Below are 12,478 nucleotides of genomic sequence, written 5' to 3'. Positions count from 1 at the left end.
ATGGCGTGGCTTCAGGAAAATTACATTATTGCGGTTGTCGGACTGGTCGTGGCGGTCGTGCTGCTCTGGTGGTTGTTCGGGCGCTCGAAGCCCGAAGAGATTGCGCCGCCCGCCGCCGAACCGGCCAAGCCCGTCAAGCCGCTCGAACCCGTAAAGCCCGAGATCATCGCCGCCGAACCGGCGCGCTTCAAACCGATCGAGCCCAAGCCGCAGCCCGTCGCGGCGCCCCCGCCGCCGCCCAAGCTCGAGCCCGTTGCCGAGCCGGCATCTCCCGCCCCTGCGCCAGTCGTCGCGGCACCCAAAGCCCCGGCAAAGCCCAAGACGGCCGCGAAGCCTGTCGCAAAGAAGGCAAAAGAACCGGCGGCGAAGCCCGCCGCAAAGCCCGCAGCGAAAGCGACACCCAAAGCCGCGGCGAAGAAGGCTGCGGCCAAGCCGGTGCCGACCGAAGCCGCCGCAGCCATTCCGGAGGAATCGGCTGTTCCACCGCCGACGGCACCCGAACCCGCCCCGGCACCGTCGGCGGTCACCGCCGACAATCTGCAATTGCTCAAGGGCGTCGGGCCGAAACTCGTCGTACTGCTGAGCGGCCTCGGCGTCACCAGCTTCCGCCAGATCGCCGACTGGACCGATGCCGATGTCGCCGCAATCGACCCGCAGCTCGGCGCCTTCCAGGGCCGTATCGCGCGCGACAATCTGGTCGACCAGGCGGGCTATCTCGCGCGCGGCGACAAGGCCGGGTTCGAAGCGAAATATGGCGCGCTCGGCGGTGAGCTCTAAGATCCGTTTTCGACCGGAAGTGGACCTATCCTTCTTCGTCACCCTGAACTTGTTTCAGGGTCCATGGCCCGCCGTATCCTTGGGCGCCGCGCGTGATTAAAGTGCGGACCGTGGATGCTGAAACAAGTTCAGCATGACAAGGATTGAACGTCCGCTCCCCACTCCAAAGCAGGCGTCGCCTTCAAATAAGCCTTTCCTACATTATCCGGCTGTGCCAGCCTTCATCCGGCTCTTTCATTTGGTGGATAAAGCGGTCGATGCCCGGCGTGCGGGGCGACCACGGCGGGGCGTGCCGGGCGCGCCCAGCACACCGCGAGGTCCAAATCGGGGGGGCGCATAGGGCTGAACTTTACTGAACTTTGGAATATTACGCGGCCCTTGCGCCGACCGGATCCCGGATCCAGCCCGGGATGACGAAAGAAGGCCATGGCGGTTCACCACCCCAAAGCCGACAGCAGGCGACCACCCGAAAAATTGCTGTCCTATATTATCCGCCCATACCAACCTTCTCGGCTCGGCTCTTTGCACCGTTTGCATTAATCGCCCCGCATCGGCGGAGCGACCGTCCGCGACCGTCGCGTAAGGTGACCAAAGCGACATCTTGACTGCCGATTGCGGCAACCCCGGTCACCTTAAGGCGCGGCAAGGCCGTCATTTGCGGCAGCCCGGCACGGGGACAAGCTAGCCGCCGTCCGCCTCATCCTTCGGTTTACGGATCTCGGTGACGAGCAGCTTGTCGATCTTGCGTCCGTCCATATCGACGATCTCGAAGCGCCAGCCCTTATCGGCGAAGCGCTCGCCTTCCTTGGGCAGGTGCTTCAGGATCGCGAGGGCGTGGCCGGCAGCGGTCGCATAGTCGCGGTCGCCGGCCAGTTCGATCCCCAGCCGTTCGGCCATCTGGTCGGCGGGCATCGACCCCGCGATCAGCAGGCTGCCATCCTCGCGCTCGACGACAAAAGGCTCGCTGCCGATGTCTTGGTCCGACGCGAATTCGCCGGCGATCGCCGCCAGCAGGTCGGCGGGGGTCACCAGCCCTTCGAAATGGCCATATTCGTCGTGGACGAACAGCATCGGCACTTCGGCCACACGCAGGGCTTCGAGCGCGTCCATCGCGTCGATCTGGTCGTGGATGACCTTCGCCGAACGGGTCAGCCGCTCGAGGTCGAGCGCTTCGCCGCGGAACAGCGCCGCCGCAATGTCGCGCGCCTGCACGACGCCGACGAGTTCGTCGACCGAGCCGCGCGCGACGGGGATGCGGGTGTGCGGGGTTTCGAGCAGCTTGGCGCGGACGCTATCGGCGTCCGACGCGATGTCGATCCAGTCGACGTCGGTGCGCGGCGTCATCACCTCGCGCACCGGGCGGTCGGCGAGGCGCACGACGCCCGAGATGATCGCGCGTTCGCTTTCCTCGATCACCCCCGATTTCGACGCTTCGGCGACGATCAGGTGCAGTTCTTCGGCGGTCACCCGGTCTTCGGATTCGCGGTTCAGCCCGAGCAGGCGAAAGACCAGCGCCGAACTGGCGTCGAGCACCCAGACGAGCGGCGCCCCGATTTTCGACAGCCACAGCATGGGGAGCGCCATGAAAATGGCGATCGGTTCGGGCGCGCGCAGCGCGAATTGCTTGGGGACGAGTTCACCGGCGATCAGCGAAAAATAGGTGGTCACGGCGATGACCACGGCAAAACCCGCGGCCTGCGCGTTCTCGTCGTCGAGACCGAACAGCGCCTGCAATCGCTCGCCGACCGGACCGCCTAGACTCGCACCCGAATAGGCGCCCGCAAGGATGCCGATCAGCGTGATGCCGACCTGCACCGTCGACAGGAAGCGCCCGGGATCGGCGGCAAGCTGGCGCGCGACGGCGGCGCCGCGGCTCCCGCGCCTTTCCGCCGCCTGCAAGCGCGGCCCGCGCGCCGAGACGATCGCGAGTTCGGAGAGGGCGAAAACGCCGTTCAAGAGGATCAGGACAGCGATGATCGCAACGTCGGACCAGGGAAAGGGGGTCATGGGATATGTTGCGGGCGCACCGGCGCCTTGCCCCTATAAGGATCGGTCATCGGCCTCCTATAAGCGAAAGTCCCCGCGATGCACAATGGCGCGCGCCTGAACGGCGCCGCGATGCACAATGGCGCGCGCCTGAACGCCCAGCTCAGTCGCCGTTCAGCCGGATTTTGGAACCAGATGCGCGGCGATATGTTATCGGCATGAAGGCGGCATTCGCAGGACCTGAGGGGCCGCCGAACAAAGGGAGCGAAACAATGAAGATTAAGACGATCAAGCTCACCACCCTCGCGGCGATCAGCGCGATCGCGCTGACCGGCTGTGTGACCGACCCGGTAACCGGCGAGCGGAAAATTTCGAAGGCCGCGATCGGCGGCGTCGGCGGCGCGCTCGGCGGCTATCTGCTCGGCGACCTCATCGGCGGACGCAACAGCCGCACCGAGGAAATCGTCGGCGCGGGCATCGGCGCGGTCGCTGGCGCGGGCGCGGGCTATTATATGGACCAGCAGGAAAAGAAACTGCGCGAACGCACCGCGGGCACCGGAATCGACGTCGAGCGCCAGGGCGATCAGCTGGTGCTCAACATGCCCGGCGACGTGACCTTCGATTACAACAGCGCGCTGGTAAAATCGCAGTTCCGCAGCGCGCTCGACAGCGTCGCGTCGACCCTCGCCGAATATCCCAGCACCTATATCGACGTGTACGGCCACACCGATTCGACGGGCAGCGACACCTACAACCAGGGCTTGTCCGAACGCCGCGCCGCGTCGGTCGCCGACTATCTGGGCGGCCGCGGCATCCAGCGCGCGCGCATGGCGACGATGGGCTATGGCGAAACGCAGCTCAAATGCTCGCCCGAGCGCGGCGAGGCCGATTATCAGTGCAACCGCCGCGTCGAAATCCGCATCGCGCCGGTGACGCAAGCCGACGTCAACGCCGCGAACTGATCTCGTCCATTCCCGTGGACAGAAAGGGCGTCGCTTCCGGGCGGCGCCCTTTTGCTATATGCACTTCATCCGAGGTGCAGGGGACTTTCGCCATGACCTTCCCGTCCATATGTCCTGAAGTGCCGGTCCGCGACTTGGCTGAGGCGCTGCCCTATTATCGGGATCGGCTGGGTTTCACGATCGACTGGTCGGACACGCAGCTCGGCCTTGCGGGGCTGTCGCGCGACGACGCGCGGATATTCCTCGCCGACGCGGCTTATCGCTCGGGCCTCGGCAACCAGGCGCCGGTCGTCCTGTGGATCAATCTTGCAAACCGCGGTGAAGTCGACGTGCTGCACGATCAATGGGCCACGGTCGGGGTGACGATCGCCGCGCCGCCGAAGGCCAAGCCTTATCGGCTCTATGAGTTTTTCGCACAGGACGTCGATGCCAATATCCTGCGTATATTTTACGATTTCGGCCAAGAGGACGGTTGAGCGAGGATCAGGTCAGCGACGGAAAGCTCGCTTTCAACCCATCGATCACGAATTGCGCCGCGAGCGCGGCGAGCAGTACGCCGAGCAGGCGGGTGATCACCGCCTCACCCTTGTTGCCGATCAGTCGCATCAGCGGTCCCGCCGCGAGCAGCGCACCCAGCGTCAGGATCAGCACGAGCAGCAATGCGCCAAAGATCACGAACGCGCGGTCAAGGCCGTTGTTCTGCGCCACGAGCAGCATCACCGATGCGATCGACCCCGGACCGGCGAGCATCGGCATCGCCATCGGAAAGACCGAAACATCCTCGACCTCGGGGGTTGCCTTCACCTTTTCGGCGCGCTGTTCGCGCCGTTCGGTGCGCTTTTCGAACACCATGTCGATCGCGATGATGAACAACATGATCCCGCCCGCGATGCGGAAACTGTCGAGATCGATATGGAGGAAGCTCAGCAGCGCTTCGCCGAACATCGCGAAAAAGACGAGGATAAGGCCCGCAATCACGGTAGCACGGATCGCCATCGACCGGCGCTGTTCGGCGCTCGCCCCGGTGGTCAGGCTGGCATAGATCGGCGCGCAGCCCGGCGGGTCGATCACCACGAACAGCGTGACAAAGGCCGAGATGAAGAGATCGATCATGGCTGTTTGGGGGCCGCGACCTGATCGTCGATAACGCTCGCCATCTTGGTGCCGTCCCACAGGCGGATTGTCACGCGGCGCGATTTGTCGGGCCGCACGGTCGAGGTCCAGCTCAATGTCTGGTCGCGCGACAGGCCGACGGCCATATCCTCTCCCTCGGCGCCCGCCTCGATCGGCACGGCGGGGCGCGAGCCGCAGACCGCTTGTTTCGATTCAATGAAATCGGGCGCTTCGCGTGGGCTCGCCAGGCCGTCGCCATGGTCGAGGATCCAGCTGATCCGGCCCTTTTCGTCGCGCACCCAGACCGTGCTGAAAAAGCCGTTCGCCGGCCCCTTCTGCCACGCGCCCGTCGTTGCGCCGGCATTGCCGTCGCAGCTGACATAGACGGCGTGCGGTTGCCACTTCACCGCTTCGGCGGGGTCCTTCTGCGACTTCAGCCAGTCGCGCGCCTTCACGCGTTGCGGCACGAACATCACCGCATCGGGATGCGAGGTTTCGCGGAAGGCAGTCCATTGCCCCTTTTCCTGCGCGAGCCGTGCAAAGCCGATTTCGGCCGCGATGAAAGCGCTGGGATTGGCCGAGAGCGGCCGGTTGCGGAGATCGTCGGGATCCGATGCACAGCCTGCCAGCAGCGACAGGGCAAGCGCAGGGATCAACAGACGACGCATCAAAAACCCTCCGGATCGGCCAGCCCTGCGCGGCGGTGCGCCGCGACGAGTGTGTTGCGTAGCAGGCACGCGATGGTCATCGGACCGACACCGCCCGGCACGGGCGTGATCGCATCGGCGACCGCGGCGGCCCCGGCATAGTCGACATCGCCGACCAGCCGCCCCTTCGCCTCGCCCGCGGCGGGCGGCAGGCGGTTGATGCCGACGTCGATGACGACGGCGCCGGGCTTGATCCAGTCGCCCTTCACCATTTCGGCGCGCCCCACCGCTGCCACGACAATGTCGGCACGGCGGACGAGATCGGGCAGATCCTTCGTGCGACTATGCGCCATCGTGACAGTGCAATTGGCGCCGAGCAGCAGCTGCGCCATCGGCTTGCCGACGAGGATCGAGCGGCCGACGACGATCGCGTCCTTGCCGCTGAGGTCGCCGAGCCGGTCCTGCAACAGCAGCAGGCAGCCATAGGGGGTGCAGGGCACGAGCCCCGGGATGCCGAGTGCGAGGCGTCCGGCGCTGACGGGGGTGAGCCCGTCGACATCCTTGTCGGGATCGATCGTCGCGACCGCCGCCTGCTCGTCGAGATGGCCGGGCAGCGGCAATTGGAGCAGGATGCCGTCGACCGCCTCGTCGGCGTTGAGCTGGCGCAGCAGCGCCTCGACCTCGGCCTGCGACGCGCTGGCGGGCAGGCGATGTTCAAAGCTTTCCATGCCGGCGGCGACCGTCGCCTTACCCTTCGATCCGACATAGACCGCACTCGCCGGATCATCGCCGACCAGCACCACGGCCAGACCAGGCGCACGGCCCGTTGCGGCTGTGAACGTCGGAACGGCATCGGCAATCCGCGCGCGCAGGCCGGCGGCAAAGGCTTTGCCGTCGATCACCTGCGCAGCGGTTTCAACCGTCATCACGCCATCCCGTTGGCATAGGCCAGGCGGGCGAGATAGTTCAGCACCGGCCCGTCGAGGATGATGATGATGATGAGCACCAGCATCGGCGTCAGGTCGAGCCCGCCAAAGTCAGGCATGATGCGTCGGAAGGGGCGATAAAGCGGCTCGGTGATCCGGTCGAGCACCGTCCACAGCTGATTGACGAAATCATTGTGGGTGTTGATGACGTTGAACGCGATCAGCCACGACATCACCGCTTGCGCGATGATGAACCACCACAGCACCGTCAGGATGATGTGGACGATCTGGAGGATCATGAGAAACAAGGCGGGTTCTCCGTAAAGGGGGCGTTTCAGGCGTCTTAGCGGTGAATGAGCGTGCCTGCACCCCTCGCGGTGAAAATTTCCAGCAGCATCGCATGCGGGATACGCCCGTCGAGGATGACCGCCGCCTCGACCCCGGCATCGACCGCGGCGACGCAGGTCTCGACCTTCGGGATCATACCCCCCGTAATCGTCCCGTCGGCTTTCAGCGTGTCGATCGCCGGCCGGTCGAGATCGGTGAGCAGCCCCCCCGATTTGTCGAGCACGCCGGCAACGTCGGTGAGCAGGAAGAAGCGTTTTGCCCCGAGCGCGCCAGCGATCGCCCCCGCCATCGTGTCGGCGTTGATATTATAGGTCGCGCCATCGGCGCCGAGCGCAACCGGCGCGACTACGGGTATGAAATTATCCTTCGTCAGATTGACGAGGATCGTCGGGTCGACCGCGACGGGTTCGCCGACGAAGCCCAGGTCGACATGCCGCTCGATCCCCGAATTGGGGTCGGGCTCGGTCCGGCTGACCTTTTCGGCGAGGACGAGGTTCGCATCCTTGCCCGAAATGCCGACCGCGCGGCCACCGAGCGCGGCGAGCCAGCCGACGATTTCCTTGTTGATCTTGCCCGCCAGCACCATCTCCGCGACCTCGGCGGTCGCGGCGTCGGTGACACGCAGCCCACCGACGAAGGTCGATTCGATCCCGAGCTGCTTCAGCATCGCGCCGATCTGTGGTCCCCCGCCATGGACGACCACCGGATTGATCCCGACGGCTTTGAGCAGCACGACATCCTCGGCGAAATCGCGCTGCGCCTCGGCATCGCCCATCGCATGGCCGCCATATTTGATCACGAAAGTCTCGCCGGCATAGCGCTGCAAATAGGGCAGCGCCTCGACGAGCGTTTCGGCCTTGGCGAGCAGGTCCGGCATTTTTGAAGGATCGGTCATCGACATCATCCTGCGTTCTTCGCATCGAGGTGGCGGCCGAGCGCAACCACCGCCATAACGAGCAGCGGTACCATCACAGCAGACAGGACAACCTTGGCGATCATCTGGCCGAGCATCAGGTCAGCGATCGGACGAACCCCATAAAAACTGACGGTGATGAAGATCAACGTATCGACGATCTGGCTCAATGCCGCGGCGATGAAGCCGCGCAGCGGCAGCAGCCGGCCATTATTCGCGGTCATCCGCGAAAAGAGCCAGACGTTGAGACTGACCGACACGCCATAAGCGAGGATACCCGCCGCCATCATGCGCCAACCCTGTCCGACGATGATCGGGAAGGCCTCCTTGGCCGGCTCGTACATCCCCTCGTCGGTCGGCAATTGCAGCACGAACACCGTCAGGATGATCGCGAGAATGAGGGGAATGAAGCCCAGTCGCACCAGCTTGTCGGCGACGATGCGGCCGTGGAGTTCGGCAATGCCGCTGGAGATGGCGATCAGTGTCAGAAAAGGAAAAATCCCGGCTTCAACCGCAAGCGAACCGAGCGCCACCTGCTTCGCACCGAGAAAACCGCCGAGCGGAACCATGCCGCCGTAGAGGATCGCGAACAGCAGCAACGAGGGCGCGATCACGCGCGAAGGGCTATTTTCCATCGAGGCCGCTTAATCGCTTTTGCGGCGGGTGGAAAGATGGCGCATCGGCGCAGACTTGCCCCGCCGCCAAAGGCCGTTAGACACGGGTAACAATTTGCGGGGGACGCACAGAAATTATGGAACGCCTGATCGGTCTGCTCGGCATCGTCGCATTGCTCGCAATTGCCGTGCTTTTTTCGTCGAACCGTCGCTGGATTCGCCTGCGCATCGTCATTCCCGCCTTCCTGCTCCAGGCCGGTTTCGCCGTGCTGGTGATCGGCACCCCGTGGGGCCGTGCGGTGATCCAGGCGATGTCGAACGGCGTGTCGAACCTTCTTGGCTATGCCGACGAGGGCACGAAATTCCTGTTCGGCGAAGTGCTGACGCAGGCGCCCTATGGCAAGGCGGTGTTCGCGATCGGCGCGCTGCCTGTTATCATCTTTTTCGCCTCGCTCATCTCGGTGCTTTATTATCTCGGGATCATGCAGCTGATCATCAAATGGGTCGGCGGCGCGATCCAGAAGGTCACCGGCATCACCAAGGTCGAAAGCCTGGGCGCGGCGGCGAACATCTTTGTCGGCCAGTCCGAATCGCCGCTCGTCATCCGTCCCTATCTCGCCGGTCTGACCCCGCCGCAGCTGTTCACCGTGATGACGGTGGGCATGGCGGGGGTCGCCGGAACGATCCTCGGTGCTTACGCGGGGATGATCGGCCCGCACCTGCTCCCCTATCTGCTCGCCGCCAGTTTCATGTCGGCGCCCGGCGGCATATTGATGGCCAAGATCATGATGCCCGACGATCCCAAGGACATCGGCATCGAACCGATCGTGATGCCCGAGGCGAGCCACGACGAGGAAAAGCCCGCCAACATCATCATGGCGGCGGCGCAGGGTGCGCAGACCGGCGTCAAGCTGGCGGTTGCGGTCGGCGCGATGGTCATGGCGTTCGTCGCGCTCGTCGCGCTCGCCAACGGCCTGCTCGCGGGCATTGGCGGCTGGTTCGGCGTCGACGGCCTGTCGTTCCAGGCGATCATCGGCACGATCTTCCGCCCCGTGATGTGGCTGATGGGGGTACCGTGGGAAGAAAGCGCGGGCGTCGGCGGGCTGTTCGGCAGCAAGGTCGTGCTCAACGAATTCGTCGCTTTCATCGACCTCGGCCGGGCGCAGGGCGCCATGTCGGCGGCGGCGGTCGCGATCGCGACCTTTGCCCTCTGCGGCTTCGCCAATTTCAGCTCGATCGCGATCCAGATGGCGGTCACCGGCGGGCTTGCCCCGAACCAACGCCCGATGATCGCGAAGCTGGGGTTGAAGGCGCTGCTCGCGGGCAGCCTGTCGAACCTGATGTCGGCGGCGCTTGCGGGGCTGATGCTGGGCATCGCCCCGCCGCTGGCGGCACCTCCGCCGCCGACGCCCGCGGCAGAGGCGGCCATAGCACCTGCTCCGGCACCCGAAGCGGCGCCAGCGGACGTTCCAGCAACCGAATCCACCAAGACGTCCTGACCTGCCGCTACGGTGCCGGGAGAGTTAACGCAGGCTGTTGGGACAATTTGCAAGCCGCCACTGAATGGCGTAAACTCAGCATCATAGCGAATTCGCGGATCGCGTTCGTCAACAGGGAGGTTGCCATGAAAACCGCTTATCGTTTGTCGATTCTTGCCGCATTTGCAGCGTCGATCGGGGCGGGCTTCCTTGCCACCTCGAGCGCGCAGACACCCGAAGAGCGGCGATACCGACCGCCCGAGGCGACCATCTATCGCGACGCGGGCTATCGCGGCCCCGCGGTGTTCATCGGCGAGGAAAAACCAAACCTCGGTCTCGCCTGGCCGGTCAACTCGGTCCGCGTCCCGAACGGGCGCTGGGAATTGTGCGAAAAGACCCGCTATCGTGGCAATTGCCGAACGATCGATCGCGACACGCCGATGCTGAACAACGTCGTGCGCGGGCTCACCATCCAGTCGATCCGCCCGGTCGGGACCGGCGGGGGCGGCGGCTGGCAGCCACCGGCGAACGATCAGGTCACGCGCGGCAATTTCGCCGAATTCCACACCCAGCCGGCGCGCGGCAATGTCCGTATCCTTGCCTGCCAGACAGGGTCCGGCACCGCGAATTGCGCAGCGCAGACTGCCGACAATTATTGCCGTTCGATCGGCTGGAACGGGTCGGCGCGCGAACATATGGAAACCGTCAGCGGGCGGATCTATCTCGCCGACGTGCTCTGCGTCCGGTCAGGTTATTGAAGAGGAAAACAGCCATGAAAAGGACGATTGCAATTTTCGTTGCCGCCACGGCTGCGCTTGCCGTGGCGGGCTGCTCCTCGGTGCCGCGCAACACGGGCACCAGCTATGAATGCGACCGCGGCACACGGCTGAAGGTCGACTATGTCGGCGACGGCGCGATCGTGCGCGTCAACGGCGGCCGGACGATGGTACTCAAATCGACCCCCGCCAACAGCGGGCAGATTTACGAGAACAAGAGCGGTGCACGGCTGCACCGGCAGGGCAACGGCGTGATGTGGAACACCGCGCTGCGCTCGGCACCCGAAAGTTGCCGCGTCGTCTACACGCCGCTCTGACGGCAAGATATGGGTCAGGGCCGGGCCGGCGCCTTGCAGCCGCGCTCGAGCCCGACACCTTTCAGGAAGCCGCGGCGCACCGTTCCGGCATAAACCGCCAGCGCATAGCGCCGTCGTTCGGCGTTCGCGCCTGTCACCTCGCCGATCAGCCCGCGAAAGGGAATGACCGACCCCGCGACCGTGCCGGCGACCCGGCCGGCGGTTTCCTCGCGCTTTTTGGCGCGGTCCTTGTCGACCTGTTCGTTGACATCGGGACCGAGGACGTCGTTGAGTTCGCCCACTTCCTTGACGATCGCGGCGCATTTTCCAAGGCCGGCGAGCGAATAGGGGTTGTTCTCGATCGCCAACAGCTTTGCAGGCACTTCCTTGCCGTCGAAGGGCTCGGTCACCGAATTGGCGGTGTCCTTGATCGTCGAATCCTGCGGCGCGCCTTGCTGGGCGTGCGAATGGACGGGCAAAATGAAGGCAGCGACCGCGAAGCTCATCAAAAGCTTGCTGCGCATAGTCTTTCCTCCGAAAAGCAGTTCCGACCCCGACCGAATATTGGGATGCGGCGCCCCATCCGTCCAGTCAAAAACTGCCGGCCCGGCGCCTGTTTTGCGAAAGTGAGAAGGATAGCCGCCAGCAATGCGGCGTGGCTCGGGTAAAAGGTCAGCCCGAAGCCGGAGGCGCGGAGCGCGAGGCCAGCGTCGGGCGGCGATGTCACCGTGTCGGCACGGGCGCCTCGCCCGTCCAGTCGTAAAAGCCGCGCCCGGCCTTTTTCCCGACCCAGCCGGCATCGACATATTGGACGAGCAAGGGCGCCGGGCGGAATTTCGGGTCGCCAGTGCCGCTGTAAAGCACACGAATGATCTCGAGGCAGGTGTCGAGGCCGATGAAGTCGGCGAGCGTGATCGGCCCCATCGGATGATTGAGCCCGAGACGGCAGCCGGTGTCGATGTCCTGCATCGTCGCGACGCCCTCGCCAAGCGCGAACACCGCCTCGTTGATCAGCGGCATCAGCACGCGGTTGACGATGAACCCCGGCGCGTCGTTGGCATGGACGATTTCCTTGCCGAGTCCGCGGCCATAGGCTTCCACAGCCTGCAGGGTCGCATCGCTGGTGGCGAGGCCGCGGATCAGTTCGATGAGGCCCATCACCGGAACCGGATTGAAGAAGTGGACGCCGATGAAGCGCGCCGGATCGGGGGCGGCTTGCGCGAGGCGGGTGATCGGGATCGAGCTGGTGTTGCTGGCGAGGATCGCGGTGGCCGACAGATGCGGACCGACGCTGGCAAAGATCGCGCGCTTGATCTCCTCGCGCTCGGTCGCCGCCTCGATGACGAGGCCGGCGGGCGCAAAGGCACTGTAGTCGGCGACCGGCGTGATGCGGCCGAGCAGCGTATCGGCATCGCCCTGGCTCATCTTTTCCTTCGCGACGAGGCGGCCGAGCGCCTTGGCGATGCCCGCCTTGCCCGCGTCGGCGCGTGCAAGATCGATATCGGAGAGCAGCACATCGTGGCCTGCGCCCGCCGACACCTGCGCGATCCCCGCGCCCATTTGCCCTGCCCCGATGACGCCGACGATCATATGCTGCCCTTTTGCTGAAAACCGTGCCTGTGCCCCTACGGCTTCGGTCTCG

General features: G+C 64.9%; 15 protein-coding genes. 6 read left to right on the top strand and 9 right to left on the bottom strand.

What is annotated here, in order from left to right; translation table 11 throughout:
• Nucleotides 1-777: a hypothetical protein gene (locus tag V6M50_RS03220; RefSeq protein ID WP_332817094.1), complete on the top strand. Its 777-nt coding sequence runs from the start codon at nt 1-3 to the stop codon at nt 775-777.
• A 681-nt stretch (nt 778-1,458) separates the two neighbouring features.
• On the opposite strand, the gene V6M50_RS03215 is transcribed toward V6M50_RS03220, so the two are convergent.
• Nucleotides 1,459-2,784 carry a hemolysin family protein gene (locus V6M50_RS03215; protein ID WP_332817093.1) on the bottom strand — a complete coding sequence of 442 codons (1,326 nt, stop codon included), beginning with the start codon at nt 2,782-2,784 and terminating at the stop codon, nt 1,459-1,461.
• 251 nt (nt 2,785-3,035) lie between these two features.
• On the opposite strand from V6M50_RS03215, the gene V6M50_RS03210 reads away from it, so the two are divergent.
• Nucleotides 3,036-3,725 (top strand): OmpA family protein, encoded by a 690-nt coding sequence (locus V6M50_RS03210; protein WP_332817092.1) that lies wholly within the window; start codon nt 3,036-3,038, stop codon nt 3,723-3,725.
• Between the two features lie 92 nt (nt 3,726-3,817).
• Nucleotides 3,818-4,201: a VOC family protein gene (locus tag V6M50_RS03205; RefSeq protein ID WP_332817091.1), complete on the top strand. Its 384-nt coding sequence runs from the start codon at nt 3,818-3,820 to the stop codon at nt 4,199-4,201.
• A 7-nt stretch (nt 4,202-4,208) separates the two neighbouring features.
• Here the strand turns inward: V6M50_RS03205 and V6M50_RS03200 are convergent, their stop codons facing one another.
• From V6M50_RS03200 to V6M50_RS03175, 6 genes are read right to left on the bottom strand one after another with little or no spacing between them, the layout of a single operon-like run.
• The gene (locus V6M50_RS03200; protein WP_332817090.1) at nt 4,209-4,838 is read right to left on the bottom strand and encodes a MarC family protein; all 630 of its coding nucleotides are present in this window, start codon (nt 4,836-4,838) and stop codon (nt 4,209-4,211) included.
• Nucleotides 4,835-5,506 (bottom strand): hypothetical protein, encoded by a 672-nt coding sequence (locus tag V6M50_RS03195; RefSeq protein WP_332817089.1) that lies wholly within the window; start codon nt 5,504-5,506, stop codon nt 4,835-4,837. Before V6M50_RS03195 ends, V6M50_RS03200 begins: the two co-directional genes overlap by 4 nt.
• Nucleotides 5,506-6,411: a bifunctional methylenetetrahydrofolate dehydrogenase/methenyltetrahydrofolate cyclohydrolase FolD gene (folD, locus tag V6M50_RS03190; protein WP_332817088.1), complete on the bottom strand. Its 906-nt coding sequence runs from the start codon at nt 6,409-6,411 to the stop codon at nt 5,506-5,508. The genes V6M50_RS03195 and folD overlap by 1 nt, the downstream gene beginning before the upstream one ends.
• Nucleotides 6,411-6,710, bottom strand: coding sequence for a YggT family protein (locus tag V6M50_RS03185; RefSeq protein ID WP_332817151.1), 300 nt, complete (start codon nt 6,708-6,710; stop codon nt 6,411-6,413). Before V6M50_RS03185 ends, folD begins: the two co-directional genes overlap by 1 nt.
• A 44-nt stretch (nt 6,711-6,754) precedes the next feature.
• The gene (argB, locus tag V6M50_RS03180) at nt 6,755-7,663 is read right to left on the bottom strand and encodes an acetylglutamate kinase (protein WP_443030472.1); all 909 of its coding nucleotides are present in this window, start codon (nt 7,661-7,663) and stop codon (nt 6,755-6,757) included.
• The gene (locus tag V6M50_RS03175) at nt 7,660-8,307 is read right to left on the bottom strand and encodes a queuosine precursor transporter (protein WP_332817086.1); all 648 of its coding nucleotides are present in this window, start codon (nt 8,305-8,307) and stop codon (nt 7,660-7,662) included. Before V6M50_RS03175 ends, argB begins: the two co-directional genes overlap by 4 nt.
• Nucleotides 8,308-8,423: 116 nt before the next feature.
• On the opposite strand from V6M50_RS03175, the gene V6M50_RS03170 reads away from it, so the two are divergent.
• The 3 genes from V6M50_RS03170 to V6M50_RS03160 all read left to right on the top strand — a co-directional run bounded on the left by V6M50_RS03170 (nt 8,424) and on the right by V6M50_RS03160 (nt 10,857).
• A complete protein-coding gene (locus V6M50_RS03170) occupies nt 8,424-9,785 on the top strand; it encodes a NupC/NupG family nucleoside CNT transporter (protein ID WP_332817085.1) in 1,362 nt (453 codons plus the stop codon).
• Between the two features lie 125 nt (nt 9,786-9,910).
• Nucleotides 9,911-10,522: a beta/gamma crystallin-related protein gene (locus V6M50_RS03165; protein ID WP_332817084.1), complete on the top strand. Its 612-nt coding sequence runs from the start codon at nt 9,911-9,913 to the stop codon at nt 10,520-10,522.
• A gap of 14 nt (nt 10,523-10,536) precedes the next feature.
• Nucleotides 10,537-10,857, top strand: a complete 321-nt coding sequence (locus V6M50_RS03160; protein ID WP_332817083.1) for an MliC family protein — start codon at nt 10,537-10,539, stop codon at nt 10,855-10,857.
• 14 nt (nt 10,858-10,871) lie between these two features.
• Here the strand turns inward: V6M50_RS03160 and V6M50_RS03155 are convergent, their stop codons facing one another.
• On the bottom strand, nt 10,872-11,360 hold the full coding sequence (locus V6M50_RS03155) for a hypothetical protein (RefSeq protein WP_332817082.1): 489 nt from the start codon (nt 11,358-11,360) through the stop codon (nt 10,872-10,874).
• A 199-nt stretch (nt 11,361-11,559) separates the two neighbouring features.
• Nucleotides 11,560-12,426 carry a 3-hydroxyacyl-CoA dehydrogenase NAD-binding domain-containing protein gene (locus V6M50_RS03150; RefSeq protein WP_332817081.1) on the bottom strand — a complete coding sequence of 289 codons (867 nt, stop codon included), beginning with the start codon at nt 12,424-12,426 and terminating at the stop codon, nt 11,560-11,562.
• Between the last annotated feature and the right edge of the window lie 52 nt (nt 12,427-12,478).

The sequence above is a fragment of the Sphingopyxis sp. genome (genome assembly GCF_036675685.1).
Classification (GTDB): domain Bacteria; phylum Pseudomonadota; class Alphaproteobacteria; order Sphingomonadales; family Sphingomonadaceae; genus Sphingopyxis.
Note: the sequence above shows the minus strand (reverse complement) of the source record. Positions and strands in the feature narration are given on the sequence as shown.